Source organism: Arenimonas soli (assembly GCF_014643775.1).
Classification (GTDB): domain Bacteria; phylum Pseudomonadota; class Gammaproteobacteria; order Xanthomonadales; family Xanthomonadaceae; genus Arenimonas; species Arenimonas soli.
The window spans coordinates 531,872-548,697 of the sequence record NZ_BMKC01000002.1; the positions used below are offsets into that span (position 1 = coordinate 531,872).

Below are 16,826 nucleotides of genomic sequence, written 5' to 3' on the forward strand. Positions count from 1 at the left end.
AACCTTATTCCGCCCTGATCGCCAGGGCCTCGATGCCATGGTTGCCCAGCGCGCGCTTGGCGGCGGCCAGGCTGGCGGCGTTCGGGTAGGGCCCCAGGCGCACGCGGTAGATGGTACCGCCTTCGATCTGCGCCGACTCGACCCGGGCCAGTTCGCCGGTGAGCGCGATGCGCGCCTTCAGGGCTTCGGCGTCGGACGCCGATCGGAAGGCGCCGGCCTGGATCAGGTAGCGCACGCCGTCGGTGGCCGGCGGGGCTTCCGGGCTGGGCGGCGCCGCGGCTTCGGCCCGGGCCTGGGCATCTAGCTCGGCGTCGGGGATCACCACTTCCTTGTCGCGCAGCACGTCGTAGAAGTCGTATTTGGGCTTGCGTGGTTCGGGGGCGTCCTGGGCCACGGGTTCGTCGGTGGCGACCGGCGCGCGTGCCTGCGGGTCGGGCCGGGGCAGCAGCTGGCCGACGTCGCCGCCGTTGCGCATCAGCAGCACCATCACGATGACCGCGCCGCCGACCAGGCCGCCGAGCAGCCAGACCCAGCCGGGCGTGCCCTTGCCGCCGTTGCGCTTGGCTTGGTTCTTGGAACGACGTGCCATTACATCTTCTCCGGGGCGGACACGCCCAGCAGGGCCAGGCCGTTGGCGAGCACCTGCTGCGTGGCCTTGGCCAGGCCCAGGCGGGCGTTGCGCAGTTCTTCGTCGGCGACCAGGATCGGCTGGGCATTGTAGAAGGCGTGGAAGGCGGCGGCCACTTCACGCAGGTAGTTGGCGACGATCTGGGGCGCGCGGCCCAGGGCGGCGGCTTCAACGACTTCCGGGAAGCGCATAAGCTCGTCCACCAGCTCGTCTTCGTGGGTTTCGACCAGGCGCTGGCGCGCGGCTTCGGCGGCGCCGCGGTTGTAGCTCATCTGGCGCTCGGCCAGCTGGTTGAACAGCGAGCAGACGCGGGCGTGGGCGTACTGGATGTAATAGACCGGGTTTTCGTTGCTGCGGCTCTTGGCCAGGTCCAGGTCGAAGTCCAGGTGCTGGTCGTTGCCGCGCATCACGTAGAAGAAGCGCGCCGCGTCGGTGCCCACTTCCTCGCGCAGCTCGCGCAGGGTGACGAAGCTGCCGGCGCGGGTGGACATCTGCACGCGCTCGCCGCCGCGGAAGAGGATGGCGAACTGCACCAGCTGCACTTCGATCTTCGACGGGTCCAGGCCCAGGCCCTGGGCCGCGGCCTTCAGGCGCGCGACGTAGCCGTGGTGGTCGGCGCCGAAGATGTAGATGGCGCGTTCGAAGCCGCGTTCGAACTTGCTCAGCAGGTAACCCAGGTCCGAGGCGAAATAGGTGGTGACGCCGTTTTCGCGGCGCACCACGCGGTCCTTGTCGTCGCCGAAGCTGGTGGCGCGGAACCACAGCGCGCCTTCCTGTTCGTACAGGTGGCCCTGTTCGTCGAGCGTCTTGATGGCGCGGTCGACGTAGCCCTCGGTCATCAGCGAACGTTCGGAGAAGAAGTTGTCGTGGTTGACGCCGAAGCCGGCCAGGTCTTCGCGGATGTCGCCCAGGCACCAGGCCAGGCCTGCGTCGAACACCTGGCGGTAGCCGGCTTCGCCCAGCAGCTGCTTGGCGCGGGCGATCAGGCCGTCGACGTGGCTTTCCTTGTCGCCGCCCTGGCCTTCGTCGGGCGGCAGGCCGTCGGTGATCTCGATGGCGTTGTGGCGCAGGCCGTCACCGGCCTTGGCGCGCAGGCCGCGGGCGATGTCCACGACGTATTCGCCCTTGTAGCCGTTGTCCGGGAAGCGCACGTTGACCCCGCCCAGCTCGTGGTAACGCAGCCACACCGACACCGCCAGGATGTCCATCTGCCGGCCGGCGTCGTTGACGTAGTACTCGCGCTGGACCCTGTGGCCGGCGGCGTCGAGCAGGCTGGCCACCGAGGCGCCGTAGGCGGCGCCGCGGCCGTGGCCGACGTGCAGCGGGCCGTTGGGGTTGGCGGACACGAATTCCACCGTCACCGACTCGCCGCTGCCTTCGGGCGCGCGGCCGTAGTCCTTGCCCAGCTCGAACACGCGGCGGATGGTGCCCAGGCGGCAGCCGCGGGCCAGGGTGAAATTGATGAAGCCGGGGCCGGCGATGGCCACCTTCTCGACGTGCTGCGAGGCCGGCAGCGAGGCCACCAGCAGGTCGGCCAGCTCGCGCGGCTTCATGCCGGTGGGCTTGGCCAGCAGCATCGCCACGTTCGAGGCGTAGTCGCCGTGTTCGCGCGACTTGGTGCGTTCGACCACGAAGGCGGGGGTCGGCAGGTCCTGCGGCAGGCGGCCATGCCGCCTGAGATCAAGCAGGGCCTGCGCCACGAGTTCGCGAAGGTGGTCTTTCACGGCGTTTTTGTTTTCCACGGGGGTGAACTGGGCATTGTATCGCGCCCGGGGCCGGGTGCTGTCATGGGGCTGTCACCCCGGGGCCCGACAATGCGCCGGCACGCCAGACAACGTGCTCTCTCTAGAAATTTCGGACTGGCCAGCGGGCCGGGTTCCGGGGCAGGGGTCGGCCAAAAGCCGGCCCTCTTTTTTTCAGGCGACCTCGGCCGCGGCGAGGTCGGCGAAGGCGTCGAGCACGGCCTGGCCATTGGCCGGGGGTTCGTCCTCGAAACGCTGCAGCAGCCCGGCCGACACCCGCCGCACGCCGGCGCCGTTGGCGACCTTGCCCGGGCCGTAGACCCGTTCGCCCTCGCGGCTGGAGAAGCGGTGCAGTTCGAAGAAATACGCCAGCTGGCCGCGGCTGAGGAAGCCCAGGCAGGTCGGGCCGCTGCCGGCCCGGTCCAGGTCGCGGCCGGCCCGGCGCTCGCGCTCGCGGCACAGGCGCAGGGCGCTGTCGGCCAGCAGGTCGAAACTTTCGCCGACGTTGGCGGTGTCGAGGTCGGCGGCCAGGCGGCCCAGGCGCTCGCCGCGCTTGGCCGCCGGGTCGGAGGTCCAGTCCGGGCGCTCGCCGTCGAGCCACAGGCCCAGCCCGCGCGCCAGGGCGCCACCTGCGGCCGTGGCCAGTTCGGCGGCCTCGGGATGGGGCAGGGGCCGGGCATCGAAGGTGCTGCCGGCGATCATCAGTTCGAGGGTGACGTAGGTTTCCCGGTCGGCATCGGGCGAGAAGCCGCAGGCCGACAGGATGCGGAAGGTTTCGGCGATCGAAGCCGCTTCGTTGCCGCCCACCGGACCGGGCGGCTGGAAGGATTCGCGCTGGCGCAGGTCGTGGCAGGCGCTGAACACCAGCAGGGCCAGCCAGTCGGCCGGTGGCAGCGAGCCGTGGCCCAGGGCGTCGATCAGGTGGCCCAGGCGGCGTTCGGCCACTTCCATGACGTGGGCTTCGCAGTGGTAGTCGTGCAGGTCGTCGCCCAGCCGGCCGTGGCGCAGGCCCAGGCGGGCCAGCCCCAGCACGGCGGCATCGACGTGGCGGGCCAGGTCGGCGGGGTCGAAGTCGCTGCCGGCGGCGCGTTCGCCCGCGGCCTGCAGTCGAGGCACCAGGCTGGCGTCGCTTGCCGACAACATCCGGCGGGCGGCCGCCACGTCGGGCAGCGCCGCCTCGACGGCGTCGCCAGGGTAAAGATTCGAAATCCCGAGGATCACGCTTGCTCCCGAGCCCCCTGCCTGAACGGAGTATACGTAGCCGCGGGCGCGAATCAGCCAGGGAAAGATTCACAGGGCCCCCAGCCGGGCCATCGAGCACGCGGGCCCGTCGCCGACGATGAAGTGGTCGAGCAGCCGCACCTCCACCAGGCCCAGGGCCTGCCGCAGGCGGGCGGTGACCGCGCGGTCGGCGGCGCTGGGTTCGGTGCAGCCGCTGGGATGGTTGTGGCCCAGGATGACGGCCGCGGCGTGGTGCGCCAGGCAGCGCTGCACGACTTCGCGCGGATGCACCTCGGCGCCATCGAGGGTGCCGCGGAAGAGTTCCTCGAAGGCGATGACCCGGTGCCGCGTGTCCAGGAACAGGCAGGCGAAGACTTCGTAGGGCAGGGCCCGCAGCCGGCGGGTGAGGTAGTCGCCGGCCTTGGCCGGGTCGGTGAGCGCCTCGCCGCGGGCCAGGCCCTGGGCCAGGTGCCGGTGGCCCAGTTCGACCACCGCCGCCAGCCGGCAGGCGCGGGCGATGCCCAGGCCGGGCAGGCGCGCCAGCGTGGGCGCGGGCTGGTCGAGCAGGCCGCGCAGCCCGCCGGCCCCGGCCAGCAGCCGCCGGGCCACCGCCACGGCGTCGGCGCCGCGCTGGCCGGTGCCCAGCAGCAAGGCCAGGACTTCGGCGTCGGAAAGCGCCGCGGCGCCGCGGGCGAGCAGCTTTTCGCGGGGGCGTTCGGGTTCGGGCCAGTCCTGCAATCGCATGGCCCAAGCGTGGCCCTCGGGGACGCGCCGGGGCATCGGGACGCCTGGTCGCATCGGGTAAGCTAGGCGCGTTCAGCAAGGTAAGGAAACCCGGTGCACGAGCTGAAGGGACAACGCATCCTGCTCGGCGTGAGCGGCGGCATCGCCGCCTACAAGGCCGCCGACCTGGTGCGCCGCCTGCAGGACGCAGGGGCCGAGGTGCGCGTGGTGATGACCGACGCCGCCCGCCATTTCGTCGGCACCACCACCTTCCAGGCCCTGTCCGGCCACCCGGTGCGCAGTTCCCTGTGGGACGAGGCCGCCGAGGCGGCCATGGGCCACATCGAACTGGCCCGCTGGGCCACCCGCGTGCTGGTCGCGCCGGCCACCGCCAATACCCTGCGCCGGCTGGCCCAGGGCCATGCCAACGACCTGCTGTCCACCCTGTGCCTGGCCAGCGAGGCGCCGCTGCTGGTGGCGCCGGCGATGAACCGGGTGATGTGGGCGCACCCGGCCACCCAGGCCAACCTGGCCACCCTGGTGGCGCGCGGGGTGCAGGTGATCGGCCCGGGCAGCGGCGGCCAGGCCTGCGGCGAGGTCGGCGAAGGCCGGCTGTCCGAACCCGCCGACATCGTCGCCGCCGTGGCCACCAGCCTGCGCCCGCCGCGCCTGGCCGGGCGACGGGTGCTGGTCAGCGCCGGCCCCACCTTCGAGGACATCGACCCGGTGCGTTTCCTGGGCAACCGCAGCTCCGGGAAGATGGGGTTCGCCGTGGCCGACGCCGCCCGCCGCATGGGCGCGGACGTCACCCTGGTCGCCGGGCCGGTGTCGCTGCCGACGCCGCCGGGCGTCGCCCGCATCGACGTACGCCGCGCCGCGCAGATGCGCGACGCCGTGCTGGCGGCGCTGCCCGGCCAGGACGTCTACATCGGCGCCGCCGCCGTGGCCGACTACGCGCCGGCCGAAACCCTGCCGCAGAAACTCAAGAAATCCGGCGACAGCCTCACGCTGACCCTGGTGCGCACCGCCGACATCCTGGCCGACGTGGCCGCGCACGCCGCGCGCCCGCGGCTGGTGGTGGGTTTTGCCGCCGAAACCAGCGACCTGGAGGCCTATGCCCGCGACAAGCTGCACCGCAAGGGCCTGGACCTGATCGCCGCCAACGACGTGTCCCGCCCCGACCAGGGCTTCGAGGCCGACGAAAACGCCCTGGCGGTATTCTGGCGCGACGGCCGGCACGACATCGGCCACGGCCCGAAGTCGCGCGTCGCCACCGAACTGCTGCTGCTGATCGCCCAACGCCTGGAGGCCATGGAATGACCGTCGAGATCCAATTCAAGCGCCTGGACGCGCGCCTGGGCAGTGAGTTCCCGCTGCCCGACTACGCCACCGCGCATTCGGCGGGCATGGACCTGCGGGCGATGATCGAGGCTCCGCTGGAGCTTGCGCCGGGCGATGCCGAACTCGTGCCGACCGGCCTGGCCATCCACATCGGCGACCCCGGGCTGTGCGCCACCATCCTGCCGCGGTCGGGCCTGGGGCATAAGCACGGGCTGGTGCTGGGCAACCTGGTCGGGCTGATTGATGCCGACTACCAAGGCCCGCTCATGGTGAGCCTCTGGAATCGCGGGAAGAAACCGCTCACCATCAGCCCGGGGGACCGTGTCGCCCAGCTGGTGTTCCTGCCCGTGGCCCGGGCCGCGCTGCGCCAGGTGGACGAATTCGAACTCAGCGCGCGCGGCGAAGGTGGCTTCGGCCACACCGGCACGCGCTGAACGGCGCGGACAACCGCACCGGAACCAGGGGGAAGCATGAAATCGTCGGGTAAAAAAAGCGCGCTCCATTCCATCAAGCCGACCTGGCTGCTGGCCGCCCTGGCTTTGCTGGTGGCCGCCTGGTTCGCCTGGGCCGGTGTCCAGGACCTGGGCGCGACCCGCCTGCAGACCCAGGTGGACACCAGCCGCCTGGCCGCCGGCGCCGGCGTGACCGAGCGCCTGCAGGCTGCCATGTCCGAACTGGAGGAACGGCGCGTGCGGTTCGCCCTGGCCACCGCCCTGCAGCGCGAGGACCAGGCCGCGGCCGACGACGTGATCAGGGGCGGCTGGGCGGAGGTCGAAGCCGTCGAGTGGCACGACCCCAGCCTGGACGGCCCCTATGAAGACCCGGCCGCCTTCGGCTACGGCAAGCTCGGCGTGCTCGAACTGGCGCTGCAGGACAACGCCAGCCGGGCCGCCGTGGTGATGGACGCGGGCGGCCCGCGCCTGGCCCTGGCCGCGCCGGTGCTGGCCGAAGGCCGGGTGCTTTCGGTGGTGTACGTGCGCCTGCCGCTGGAAACCGTGGTGGCCCCGCTGCAAAGCGCGCCGCTATCGGACAACGCTTACATGGCGCTTCGCCAGGGCCGGCACAACGTGTTCCAGCGCGGCGACCTGGAGCTGGCCTCGGCGGCCGAATTCGGCGCCGTGCCGGTGGCCGGCACCCGCATGCGCGTGGTCGCCGCGGCGCCGGTCGGCAGCGGCGGCATGCTCACCAACTTCCTGCTGGCGGGCCTGGGCCTGCTGGTGGCCGGCGGCCTGCTGCTGCAGCCGCACCTGAAGCTGCGCCGCAAGTCCGGCGACGACGAACCCGACGAAGTGCCGGTGGCCAACGCCCCGACCCTGGCCGAGCTGCAGGCCAGCGGCCAGGTCAAGCCGCCCGCGCCCGCGGCGGATGCCGTCGCCAAGCCGGTCATGCCGCCCCTGCCGGACAGCCCCGCCCGCGCCGTGCTCGACCGCAGCATCTTCCGTGCCTACGACATTCGCGGCGTGGTGGGGAAAACCCTGGACGAAGAAACCGCGCGCCTGATCGGCCAGGCCATCGGCAGCGTGATGCACGCCCAGGGTGCGAAGGCGATCGTGGTTGGCCGCGATGGCCGGCTGTCCTCGCCGCGCATGGCCGCCGCCCTCATCGATGGCCTGCGTCGCGCCGGCCGCGAGGTCTTCGACATCGGCGAAGCGCCGACGCCGGTCACTTATTTCGCCGCCTACCACCTGCGCGCGGGCTCCTGCGTGTCGGTCACCGGCAGCCACAACCCGCCCGACTACAACGGCTTCAAGATCGTCGTGGAAGGTGAAACGCTGGCCGGCGGCGCCATCCAGAAGCTTTACGAACGCATCGTCGAAAACAACCTGCACGAGGACGACGAACCCGGGCTGGCCAGCAAGCGCGACATCGCCGCGGACTACATCAACCGCATCGCCGGCGACATCCAGATCGAGCGCAAGATCAAGGTCGTCGTGGACTGCGGCAGCGGCATCGCCGGCGCCTTCGCGCCGCAGTTGCTCGAGGCGATCGGCGCCGACGTCGAGCCGCTGTTCTGCGAGGTCGACGGCACCTTCCCGCACCACCATCCCGACCCCAGCGACCCGGCCAACCTGCGCGACCTGGTGAACGTGGTGCAGCGCGTGGACGCCGACCTGGGCCTGGCCTTCGACGGCGACGGCGACCGCCTGGGCGTGGTCACCCGGTCGGGCGAAATGATCTACCCCGACCGCCTGCTGATGCTGTTCGCTGCCGACGTGCTTGAACGCAACCCGGGCGCCTGCATCATCTACGACGTCAAGTGCACCGGCCACCTGGCCATGCACATCCTGCGCCACGGCGGCAGCCCGCTGATGTGGAAGACCGGGCATTCGCTGATCAAGGCCAAGATGCGCGAGACCGAAGCCGAACTGGCCGGCGAGATGAGCGGCCACTTCTTCTTCCGCGAACGCTGGTACGGCTTCGACGACGCCATCTACGCCGCCGCGCGCCTGCTCGAGATCCTGTCGAGCCGCCCGGAGACGCCGCAGGAGGTCTTCGACACCCTGCCCAAGGGCGTGTCCACGCCGGAGCTGAAGATCGAGGTCGAGGAAGGCCGCCAGTACACCTTCATCGAAGAGTTCCTGGCCAAGGCGAAGTTCGAGGGTGCGCGCCTGGCCACCATCGATGGCCTGCGCGCCGACTGGCCCGACGGCTGGGGCCTGGTGCGGGCCTCGAACACCACGCCGGTGCTGGTGCTGCGTTTCGATGCCAAGGACGAAGCGGCGCTAGACCGCATCAAGGCCGCGTTCCGCGAGCAGCTGCTGGCGACGGATTCCTCGCTGCAGCTGCCGTTCTGACCGCCGGGGTGGTTCAGCCGGTCGGGTCGTCCCCGGCCGGTGCCGCGGCCTCGGGCGTGGCGGGCGCTTCTTCCACGCCCTTGAGCTCGCGGAAGCGCTGGACCAGGTAGTCCAGGTCCTCGTCGAGCTTCATCAGCTCGGCCTGCTTGATGATCAGCATGTTCTGCTGCTTGGCCATTTCCTGGCGCAGCTCGCGGATGGTGGCGGCCTGCATGGCATTGACCGGCTGGCCGGCCAGCTCGGCTTCGGAGGCGTCGGCCAGCAGGCTGGTCAGGCTGTTGCGCTGGCTGCCGATGCCGGCCTCGATGGCGTTGAGGTTTTCCTGCATCAGCGACACGCGCACGCCGTAGGAGCGGCGCAGGTCTTCTTCGGTCTGGAACGAGGCCAGCATGGCTTCTTCGGTCTGGCGCTGTTTTTCGTCAGCGCGCTGCTGCACTTCCCTTTCGGCGGCCAGGCGATCGGATTCGGCCTGTTCTTCGGGCGTGAGCGCGCGGCCGACTTCACCGGTGGTGCGGCCACTGTTGGCGCTGATCTCGGTACGGGCTTGTTCCAGGGCCTCGTCCGGCAGGGTGTCGGAAAACTGGACCTTGCCGTCCTTGTCCACCCAGCGGTAGAGCTTCTTGGCCTTGTCCTGGCCGGCGGCGGCGCCGGAGGCAAGCAGGACGGCGAGGGCGATGCAGGTCAGTCTGGTCTTCATGCGGGGGCTCCGGCGTTCAGCGACGGCTTCCATAGGCCGCACGATACGCCACCAGGGCGTCCTTGTGCCCGGCCAGCCCGGGCCGCTCGTCGGCGTGGGCCAGCAGTTCGTCCAGGCCGGCGACGGCGAACACGGGCAGGCCGAACGCCGCGGTGACTTCTTCGGCGGCCGAGCGTTCGCCTTCCTGGCCGCGTTCCTGGCGGTCGAGCGCGATCAGCACGCCGCAGGGTTCGCCGCCGGCGTCGGTGATCGTGCGGATCGATTCGCGGATGGCGGTGCCGGCGGTGATCACGTCGTCCACGATCAGCACGCGGCCGCGCACCGGCGCCCCGATCAGGCTGCCGCCTTCGCCGTGGGCCTTGGCTTCCTTGCGGTTGAAGGCCACCGGCACGTCGCGGCCGCGCGCGGCCAGCGCCACCGACAGCGCGGTGGCCAGCGGGATGCCCTTGTAGGCGGGCCCGAACAGCATGTCGAAGGCCAGCCCGGAGGCTTCCAGGGCGTCGGCGTAACACTCGCCCAGGGCCTTGAGCGCGGCACCGGAATCAAACAGACCGGCATTGAAGAAGTACGGGCTGGTGCGGCCGGACTTGAGGGTGAACTGGCCGAAGCGCAGGACCTGCCGGTCCAGCGCCAGGTCCAGGAAGCGGCTCTGGTGCGGTTTCATGGGGCAACCCGGTGGGCAAAACCCGATTGTGCAACAGCCGGCCCGTCGCCGGCACCCGCGCCGGCGCGGGTTTGGGCTAACCTTTCCGTCAATTCGAACCGGTCCCCCCCGCCTTGAGAATCATCAGCTTCAACGCCAACGGCATCCGTTCGGCAGCCAGCAAGGGTTTTTTCGACTGGCTGCCGGGGCAGGACGCCGACATCGTCTGCATCCAGGAAACCAAAGCCCAGGAACACCAGCTCGGCACGCCTGACCTGCGCCCGGCCGGCTACCACGCCCATTTCCGCGACGCGACCACCAAGAAGGGCTACAGCGGCGTCGGCATCTACAGCCGGCAGGCGCCCGACCAGGTGCTGACCGGCCTGGGCTGGCCCGACTTCGACGAAGAAGGGCGCTACATCGAGGCGCGCTTCGGCAACCTCAGCGTGGTGTCGCTGTACTTCCCGTCCGGGTCGTCCGGTGACGTGCGCCAGGACTACAAGTTCCGCTGCATGGACTGGATAACGCCCATCTTCGACCAGTGGCTGGCCAGTGGCCGCGACTACGTCATTTGCGGCGACTGGAACATCGTGCACACCCGCAAGGACATCCGGAACTGGACCTCGAACCAGAAGAACTCCGGCTGCCTGCCGCCCGAGCGCGCCTGGCTGGACACACTCTTCCTTGAACGTGGCTGGGTCGACAGCTACCGCCACCTGCGCCCCGAAGGCGAGGACTACACCTGGTGGAGCCAGCGCGGCGCCGCCCGCGCCAAGAACGTGGGCTGGCGCATCGATTACCAGGTGGTCTCGCCGTCGCTGCGCGACCGCCTGCGCGATTGCAGCATCCACCCCGAACCGAAGTTCAGCGACCACGCGCCCTTCGTGGTGGATTACGCGTGAGCGCCAGCACGACGGTTCCGCCGCCGCGCGGCTGGCGCGGGGTGCTGTCCGCGTTCGGCACGCCCTCGGCCCTGACCATGTGCCTGCTGGGCTTCGGAAGCGGACTTCCCTTCCTGCTGGTGGGCTACGTGCTGTCGATCTGGCTGCGCGAGGCCGGGTATGACCTGGGGCTGATCGGGCTGCTCAGCTACATCGGCCTTTTTTATGCGCTCAAGTTCGTCTGGGCGCCGCTGGTCGACCGTTATCCATTGCCCTGGCTGGGGCGTCGGCGCGGCTGGCTGTTCGCTTCGCAGCTGCTGCTGGCCGTCGGCCTGGCCGGCATGGCGCTGCTGGGCCCGGGCGCGGGCCTGCCCCTGTTCATCCTGCTGGCCGGCGTCGCGGCGTTCGCGGGCGCGACCCAGGACATCGCGGTGGACGCCTACCGCATCGAGATCGCGCCGGTCGAAGCCCAGGGTGCGCTGGCGGCGACCTATACGCTGGGGTACCGGCTGGGACTGATCGCCAGCACGGTCGGCGTGCTGTACGTGGCGGAGTTCTGGGATTGGCGCGTGGCCTACCTGGCGATGGCCGCGCTGATGATTCCGCCGCTGCTCACCACGCTGGTCGCGCGCGAGCCAGAGTCAACCATTCCGCTGGGTCCCCGCGGTGGCTTCGTGCAGGCCTTCGTGGGTCCGTTCGTGGAGTTCTTCCGACGCAATGGCTGGGTGCTGGCCGTGGCCCTGCTCGCGTTCGTCGGGCTGTACAAGCTTCCCGACCAGATGCTGGGCGTGATTGCCGGCCCCTATTACCTCGACTCGGGCTTCGACAAGGCCCAGATCGCCAACATCTCCAAGCTTTACGGCGTGCCGATCGGCATTGCCGGCGCCTTCGTCGGCGGCATGACGGTGGCGGCCATCGGCCTGCGCTGGTCGCTGGCGGTGGCGGCGGTCGCAGTGGCGCTGTCGAACCTGCTCTTCATCCTGATGTCGGTGCATCCGGGCGAGCTGTGGTCGTTCATGGCGGCGATTTCGGGCGACAACTTCTCCCAGGGCTTCGCCGGAACGGTGCTGGTGGCGTTCATGTCCGCGCTGGCCAACCGCAGCTACACTGCCACCCAGTACGCGCTGCTGGGCTCGCTGGCCAACCTGCCGGGCAAGCTGATCGGCGGCGTATCCGGTTTCATGGTGGAGGCGAGCAGCTACACGGCTTTCTTCATATTCAGCACGCTGTCGATCGTGCCGACCCTGCTCTTGCTGGTCTGGCTGTGGCCCAGGTTGGCGCCGCGATCAGCAGCCTGATCTTTTGCCCGGGGCCACAGTGGCCGTATGCTGGGCGTCCCCCCGAGGATCGAGGCCATGGCCGACTTCCTGTTGCGCGACATCGACGAGCGAATTGCCGAGCGCATCAAGGAGATGGCCCGGCAGAAGGGCTGGCCGCTCAATGACGTCATCCTGCACCTGCTCAAGCAGGCGCTGGGCATCATCGAACCCGAGCCGGCGCCGGAGCCGGGCGACATCGCCCGCCTCACCGGCTCCTGGAACGACGACGAAAGCCGGGCCTTCGCCGAGGCCATGGAAGCCCTGAACAGCCTGCCTGACGACGCCCCTTCGTACATGGCACCTCCGGGCAAGAAGCCCGGCGGCTAGCCGGCCGCGCCTTCAGGCGCGGTGGATGGCGCCCAGCACGCGTGGCCCGCGGGCGCCGGTGACCGCCGGCAGGTTGCCCGGCCGGCCGGCCAGGGTTTCGCGGGCCAGCCAGGCGAAACCCGCGGCTTCGACGAAATCCGGATCGATGCCCACGCTGGCCGTGCTGGCCACGGTGACGCCGGGTAGTCGCGCGGCCAGGCGTCGCATCAGCTCCGGGTTGTGCACGCCGCCGCCGCAGGCCAGCAGGCGCCGGCAGGCGGGCATTTCGCGCAGCAGCGCCGCGGCCACCGTGGCGGCGCTGAGTTCGCACAGGGTGGCCTGCACGTCGGCCGGGGACTGCCCGTCCAGCTGGGCCTGCAGCCACTGCAGCTGGAACTGGTCGCGGCCGGTGCTTTTGGGCGGGGGCAGGGCGAACCAGGGGTCGGCCAGCAGCGTCGCCAGCAGCGCCGGGTCCACCTGGCCGCGTGCGGCAAACGCGCCGTCGCGGTCGTAAGGCTGCCGGAGGTGCGCCAGGCACCAGGCGTCCATCAGGCCATTGGCGGGGCCGGTGTCGAAGCCGCGGACCTCGCCCTGGCCCGGCATCAGGCTCAGGTTGGCGATGCCGCCCAGGTTGAGCACCGCGCGGTCCTCGCCGGGGTCGCGCAGCACGGCGGCGTGGAAAGCGGGCATCAGGGGCGCGCCCTGGCCACCGGCGGCGACGTCGCGCCGGCGGAAGTCGGCGACGGTGGTGATGCCGGTGGTTTCCGCGATCACGCTGGCGTCGCCCAGCTGCTGGGTGAACGGCGCTGGGCCGCGGGGGTCGTGGCGCAAGGTCTGGCCGTGCGAGCCGATGGCGGTGACGTCAGCGGCGGCCACGCCGGCATCGGCCAGGGCCCGGAGGGCGGCCTGCGCGAAGGCCTGGCCAAGCCGGGTGTCGAGCCGGCCGACGTCGTCAAGGCTCAACTGCGCATCGGCCTGGGACAGCCGCAACACGTCTTCAAGCAGGTCCGGGGGCAGGGGGTAGGTGCGACCGAACAGCACCCGGGCCGCCGGCTCGAAGCGCACCAGCGCGGCGTCTATGCCGTCGGCGCTGGTGCCCGAGATCAGGCCAAGAAAAAGCCCGCCGTCGGTGGCGGCGGGCTCGGAAGGGTCGCCGGCCGGCGCCATGGCGTCAGCGCGAGGCCAGGCGGGTGCCGCCGACGCGCTTGAGCTGGGCCATGGCCGGGGCCGTGGCGGCGCGGAAGTCGGCCAGTTCGGCGCCGGTCAGCGGATCGGGCTTGGGCATGGTGACGGTCAGCGGGTCGCGGTGGGCACCGTTGACGCGGAATTCGTAGTGCAGGTGCGGACCGCTGGCCAGGCCGGTGGCGCCGACGTAACCGATGGTGGCGCCCTGCTGCACGCGCTGGCCGACCTTGTACTTGCCCAGGCGGGACATGTGCGCGTACAGCGTGGTGTAGCCGCGGCCGTGGTCAACGATGATGGTGCGGCCGTAACCACGCTGCCAGCCGGCGAAGGCGATGCGGCCGTCGCCGGCGGACATGATCGGGGTGCCGGTGACGGCGGCGTAGTCCACGCCCTTGTGCGCGCGCACGGTGCCCAGCACCGGGTGCTTGCGGCGCGGGTTGAAGCGCGAGCTGATGCGCGCGAACTCGATCGGCATGCGCATGAAGCCTTTCTTCAGCGGCCGGCCGGCGAGGTCGAAATACTCCGCCTTGCCATTGCGCTCGAAGCGCAGGGCGGTGAATTCCTTGCCGCGGTTGGAGAAGCTGGCGGCCACCAGGCCACCGCTGCGCAGGCGTTCGCCGTCACGCCAGATTTCCTCGTAGACGACCTGGAAGGTGTCGCCGACGCGCAGGTCCTGGGTGAAATCGATGTCGTAGGAGAAGGCATTGGCCATCTCGTTGATCACCGCCGGGCCCAGGCCGACCTTGGCGCCGGCCGCGTACAGCGAGCTGTCGATCTCGCCGCTGGCGATCATGACGCGGCGCTCGAGCGGACGCTCGATCACCTTTTCCTGGTACTTGCCCGCCACCCGGTGGATTTCAACGTCGGCGCCTTCGTCGCGCTCGAAGCGCAGGCCGCGCAGTTCGCCGGCCGGGCCCAGGTCGAAGCCCAGTTCGGCGCCGGCGCGCACGCGCGCCAACGCCTTCTTGGCGCTGGGCAGTTCCAGAACCTGCAGCATCGCGGTGGCCGGAACGCCCATGTCCGCGAACACCTCGCCCAGGGTCTGGCCGCTTTCCACGGTGACCGTTTGCCAGGCCGGGCCGCTGGCGGCAGCGGGGGCCGGGTCGTCCTTTGCCGCCGGCGGCAGGGCCAGCGCGACCACGCGCCGGACCTCGGCTTCTTCGGCCCCGCGCATGGCGGAGGCGAAACCGGGGATGATGGTGGCGACGAGGACGGCAAGGGCGGCAAACAGGCTGGCGAGGATCCAGTGATCCCGGGACCAGCGGCTGGGGGAGAACATTTCGCGGTGTTGCAAGGGCTTCCCCCGCCAAGTAGTGATGTCGGGCTACGATAACCAGCAATAAATACCAGCGTCAAACCCTTGTTGCTGCTGGATTTTTCCGTCTGCTCCCTTTAACTTTACATTAACCTCAGTTTAACGGCGGCCACCCGGCCGACCCTGCCCCGGAACACCCCACGACATGTCCGACATTGACCAAGCCCTGGAACTGATCGGCCGCGGCGCCGACGAGATCCTCAAGCCCGCCGAACTGGCCGCCCGCCTGCGCGAGGGCCGCCCGCTGCGGGTCAAGGCCGGGTTCGACCCGACCGCGCCCGACCTGCACCTCGGCCACACCGTGCTGCTCAACAAGATGCGGCAGTTCCAGGACCTCGGGCACCGGGTGATCTTCCTGATCGGCGACTTCACCGGGATGATCGGCGACCCGACCGGCAAGAACGCCACCCGCAAGCCGCTCACGCCCGACGACGTGGCGGCCAATGCGCGCACCTACGAAGACCAGGTGTTCAAGGTGCTCGACCGCGAGCGCACCGAAGTGCGCTTCAACTCCGAATGGTTCGGCAAGATGGCGGCGGCCGACATGATCCGCCTGGCCGGGCAGCACACCGTGGCGCGCATGCTTGAACGCGACGACTTCGCCAAGCGCTACGCCGCGCAGCAGTCGATAGCCATCCACGAATTCCTCTACCCGCTCGTGCAGGGCTACGACTCGGTGGCGCTGGAAGCCGACGTCGAACTGGGTGGCACCGACCAGAAGTTCAACCTGCTGATGGGCCGCGGCCTGCAGGAACACTACGGCCAGAAGCCGCAGGTGGTGCTGACCATGCCGCTGCTCGAGGGCCTGGACAGCGTCAACAAGATGTCCAAGTCGCTGGGCAACTACATCGGCATCAACGAACCGGCCATCGACATCGTCACCAAGGCGATGAAGGTCGGCGACGACCTGATGTGGCGTTGGTACGAACTGCTGAGCTTCGACGTCTCGCTTGCCGCGCTTGCGAAGATGAAGCAGGACGTCGCTTCGGGCGCGCTCAATCCACGTGACGCCAAGCTTGGTCTTGCCCTGGAACTGGCGGCGCGCTTCCACGGCGCCGCCGCGGCCGAACAGGCCGTCGCCGGCTGGCACGCGGTGGTGCGCGGCGAAGGTGACACATCGCTGCTGCCGCAGTCCGACATCGCCGTGCCCGTCGAAGGCCTGCGCATCGCCGCATTGCTGGTGGCCGCGGGCCTGGTCGCGTCCAATTCCGAAGGCAACCGCAAGCTCAAGGAACGCGCGGTGCGTATCGACGGTGAAGCCTTCGAGGATCCGCAGCGCCCGTTCACCGCCGGTTTCGAAGGTGTGTTGCAGGTTGGCAAGCGCAACTTCGCGCGGGTGCGCCTGACCCAGGCCTGAGCCCCGCGCCTGGCCACGGAGGCGCGATGGACGGCGTGTTCGAAAACTGGCAACTGCAGCTGCAGCTGGTGGGCACCATGCTGGTGGCCATGGTCCTTGGCGGCGCCATCGGCTACGAGCGCGAAATGAAGAACCGGCCCGCGGGCTTTCGCACCCACATGCTGGTGGCGGGCGCCGCGGCGCTGCTGGTGGGCCTGGTGGACCTGCTGGCGCACCGGTATTCGGCCGAGGTCTACAGCGACCTCGTGCGCATCGATCCGATACGCCTCATCGAGGCCATGGTCGCGGCGGTCGGCTTCCTGGGCGCCGGCACGATCTTCCGCGGCGGCAACGAGTCGGTGGTGACCGGCATCACCACGGCCGCCTCCCTGCTGATGGTCGCGGTCATAGGCATCGCCGTGGGCGTGCACAGCTACGTGCTGGCGGTGGGCGCGACCGCGCTGACCCTGGCCGTGCTGGTGGCCCTGGGCTGGCTGGAACGCCGCCGCAGCGCGGCCGGCGACACCCCCTCTTCCCAATCCTGATCCATGCCGCTATAGTTCGCGGCCCTCGACGGCCGGTCCGGCGGCGGGGGGCAAAAAAGGGCGTCGAAAAGATGTTGACGTCCTTCGAAACTCTCGTATAATGTGCGGCTCCCTTGAGCGAAATGCCCTGGGATGGCGGGCCGGAAGGC

16 protein-coding genes are annotated in these 16,826 nt (G+C 70.2%); 8 read left to right on the forward strand and 8 right to left on the reverse strand.

The features are described 5' to 3' along the window. Nucleotides 1-4: 4 nt before the first annotated feature. From IEX13_RS10540 to radC, 4 genes are all read right to left on the reverse strand, one after another. Nucleotides 5-589 (reverse strand): SPOR domain-containing protein, encoded by a 585-nt coding sequence (locus IEX13_RS10540; protein WP_188663944.1) that lies wholly within the window; start codon nucleotides 587-589, stop codon nucleotides 5-7. Next, nucleotides 589-2,352, reverse strand: coding sequence for an arginine--tRNA ligase (gene argS, locus IEX13_RS10545; protein WP_188663947.1), 1,764 nt, complete (start codon nucleotides 2,350-2,352; stop codon nucleotides 589-591). The genes IEX13_RS10540 and argS overlap by 1 nt, the downstream gene beginning before the upstream one ends. A 192-nt stretch (nucleotides 2,353-2,544) precedes the next feature. Continuing rightward, nucleotides 2,545-3,591: a hypothetical protein gene (locus IEX13_RS10550; RefSeq protein WP_188663949.1), complete on the reverse strand. Its 1,047-nt coding sequence runs from the start codon at nucleotides 3,589-3,591 to the stop codon at nucleotides 2,545-2,547. 69 nt (nucleotides 3,592-3,660) lie between these two features. Continuing rightward, nucleotides 3,661-4,335 (reverse strand): RadC family protein, encoded by a 675-nt coding sequence (gene radC / locus IEX13_RS10555; RefSeq protein WP_188663951.1) that lies wholly within the window; start codon nucleotides 4,333-4,335, stop codon nucleotides 3,661-3,663. A 93-nt stretch (nucleotides 4,336-4,428) separates the two neighbouring features. On the opposite strand from radC, the gene coaBC reads away from it, so the two are divergent. The 3 genes from coaBC to IEX13_RS10570 are packed head-to-tail and all read left to right on the forward strand — an operon-like array spanning nucleotide 4,429 to nucleotide 8,450. Then, on the forward strand, nucleotides 4,429-5,634 hold the full coding sequence (gene coaBC, locus IEX13_RS10560; RefSeq protein WP_188663953.1) for a bifunctional phosphopantothenoylcysteine decarboxylase/phosphopantothenate--cysteine ligase CoaBC: 1,206 nt from the start codon (nucleotides 4,429-4,431) through the stop codon (nucleotides 5,632-5,634). After that, nucleotides 5,631-6,089 carry a dUTP diphosphatase gene (gene dut, locus IEX13_RS10565; protein ID WP_188663955.1) on the forward strand — a complete coding sequence of 153 codons (459 nt, stop codon included), beginning with the start codon at nucleotides 5,631-5,633 and terminating at the stop codon, nucleotides 6,087-6,089. Before coaBC ends, dut begins: the two co-directional genes overlap by 4 nt. 36 nt (nucleotides 6,090-6,125) lie before the next feature. After that, entirely contained in the window at nucleotides 6,126-8,450 is a 2,325-nt protein-coding gene (locus IEX13_RS10570; RefSeq protein ID WP_188663957.1) for a phosphomannomutase/phosphoglucomutase, read from the forward strand. Between the two features lie 13 nt (nucleotides 8,451-8,463). Here IEX13_RS10570 and IEX13_RS10575 read toward each other — a convergent pair whose 3' ends face one another. Next, nucleotides 8,464-9,147, reverse strand: coding sequence for a DUF4124 domain-containing protein (locus IEX13_RS10575; RefSeq protein ID WP_188663959.1), 684 nt, complete (start codon nucleotides 9,145-9,147; stop codon nucleotides 8,464-8,466). A 16-nt stretch (nucleotides 9,148-9,163) separates the two neighbouring features. Beyond that, nucleotides 9,164-9,811: an orotate phosphoribosyltransferase gene (pyrE, locus tag IEX13_RS10580; protein WP_188663961.1), complete on the reverse strand. Its 648-nt coding sequence runs from the start codon at nucleotides 9,809-9,811 to the stop codon at nucleotides 9,164-9,166. Nucleotides 9,812-9,924: 113 nt separating this feature from the next. Here pyrE and IEX13_RS10585 point away from each other — a divergent pair, with 113 nt between their 5' ends. Genes IEX13_RS10585 through IEX13_RS10595 form a run of 3 tightly spaced genes read left to right on the forward strand, consistent with a single transcriptional unit; the run spans nucleotide 9,925 to nucleotide 12,317 of the window. After that, on the forward strand, nucleotides 9,925-10,692 hold the full coding sequence (locus tag IEX13_RS10585; protein WP_188663963.1) for an exodeoxyribonuclease III: 768 nt from the start codon (nucleotides 9,925-9,927) through the stop codon (nucleotides 10,690-10,692). Further along, entirely contained in the window at nucleotides 10,689-11,969 is a 1,281-nt protein-coding gene (locus IEX13_RS10590; protein WP_425489101.1) for an AmpG family muropeptide MFS transporter, read from the forward strand. The genes IEX13_RS10585 and IEX13_RS10590 overlap by 4 nt, the downstream gene beginning before the upstream one ends. A 57-nt stretch (nucleotides 11,970-12,026) precedes the next feature. Beyond that, complete coding sequence (locus IEX13_RS10595) at nucleotides 12,027-12,317, forward strand: hypothetical protein (protein ID WP_188663964.1); 291 nt, start codon at nucleotides 12,027-12,029, stop codon at nucleotides 12,315-12,317. Nucleotides 12,318-12,329: 12 nt separating this feature from the next. Here IEX13_RS10595 and IEX13_RS10600 read toward each other — a convergent pair whose 3' ends face one another. Both IEX13_RS10600 and IEX13_RS10605 read right to left on the reverse strand, forming a co-directional pair. Continuing rightward, entirely contained in the window at nucleotides 12,330-13,463 is a 1,134-nt protein-coding gene (locus IEX13_RS10600) for an anhydro-N-acetylmuramic acid kinase (protein WP_188663966.1), read from the reverse strand. A gap of 4 nt (nucleotides 13,464-13,467) precedes the next feature. After that, nucleotides 13,468-14,760 carry a peptidoglycan DD-metalloendopeptidase family protein gene (locus IEX13_RS10605; protein ID WP_188663968.1) on the reverse strand — a complete coding sequence of 431 codons (1,293 nt, stop codon included), beginning with the start codon at nucleotides 14,758-14,760 and terminating at the stop codon, nucleotides 13,468-13,470. A gap of 181 nt (nucleotides 14,761-14,941) precedes the next feature. On the opposite strand from IEX13_RS10605, the gene tyrS reads away from it, so the two are divergent. Beyond that, nucleotides 14,942-16,153 carry a tyrosine--tRNA ligase gene (tyrS, locus tag IEX13_RS10610; RefSeq protein ID WP_188663970.1) on the forward strand — a complete coding sequence of 404 codons (1,212 nt, stop codon included), beginning with the start codon at nucleotides 14,942-14,944 and terminating at the stop codon, nucleotides 16,151-16,153. A gap of 26 nt (nucleotides 16,154-16,179) precedes the next feature. After that, on the forward strand, nucleotides 16,180-16,677 hold the full coding sequence (locus IEX13_RS10615; RefSeq protein WP_188663972.1) for an MgtC/SapB family protein: 498 nt from the start codon (nucleotides 16,180-16,182) through the stop codon (nucleotides 16,675-16,677). Nucleotides 16,678-16,826 lie beyond the last annotated feature (149 nt).

What these genes read in the sequence shown, in the direction of transcription:
- tyrS (WP_188663970.1), top strand. Translation starts at nt 14,942, where the DNA reads ATGTCCGACATTGACCAAGCCCTGGAACTGATCGGCCGCGGCGCCGAC.
- IEX13_RS10570 (WP_188663957.1), top strand. Translation starts at nt 6,126, where the DNA reads ATGAAATCGTCGGGTAAAAAAAGCGCGCTCCATTCCATCAAGCCGACC.
- dut (WP_188663955.1), top strand. Translation starts at nt 5,631, where the DNA reads ATGACCGTCGAGATCCAATTCAAGCGCCTGGACGCGCGCCTGGGCAGT.
- IEX13_RS10540 (WP_188663944.1), bottom strand. Translation starts at nt 589, where the DNA reads ATGGCACGTCGTTCCAAGAACCAAGCCAAGCGCAACGGCGGCAAGGGC.
- radC (WP_188663951.1), bottom strand. Translation starts at nt 4,335, where the DNA reads ATGCGATTGCAGGACTGGCCCGAACCCGAACGCCCCCGCGAAAAGCTG.
- IEX13_RS10605 (WP_188663968.1), bottom strand. Translation starts at nt 14,760, where the DNA reads ATGTTCTCCCCCAGCCGCTGGTCCCGGGATCACTGGATCCTCGCCAGC.
- pyrE (WP_188663961.1), bottom strand. Translation starts at nt 9,811, where the DNA reads ATGAAACCGCACCAGAGCCGCTTCCTGGACCTGGCGCTGGACCGGCAG.
- IEX13_RS10575 (WP_188663959.1), bottom strand. Translation starts at nt 9,147, where the DNA reads ATGAAGACCAGACTGACCTGCATCGCCCTCGCCGTCCTGCTTGCCTCC.
- IEX13_RS10615 (WP_188663972.1), top strand. Translation starts at nt 16,180, where the DNA reads ATGGACGGCGTGTTCGAAAACTGGCAACTGCAGCTGCAGCTGGTGGGC.
- IEX13_RS10595 (WP_188663964.1), top strand. Translation starts at nt 12,027, where the DNA reads ATGGCCGACTTCCTGTTGCGCGACATCGACGAGCGAATTGCCGAGCGC.
- IEX13_RS10600 (WP_188663966.1), bottom strand. Translation starts at nt 13,463, where the DNA reads ATGGCGCCGGCCGGCGACCCTTCCGAGCCCGCCGCCACCGACGGCGGG.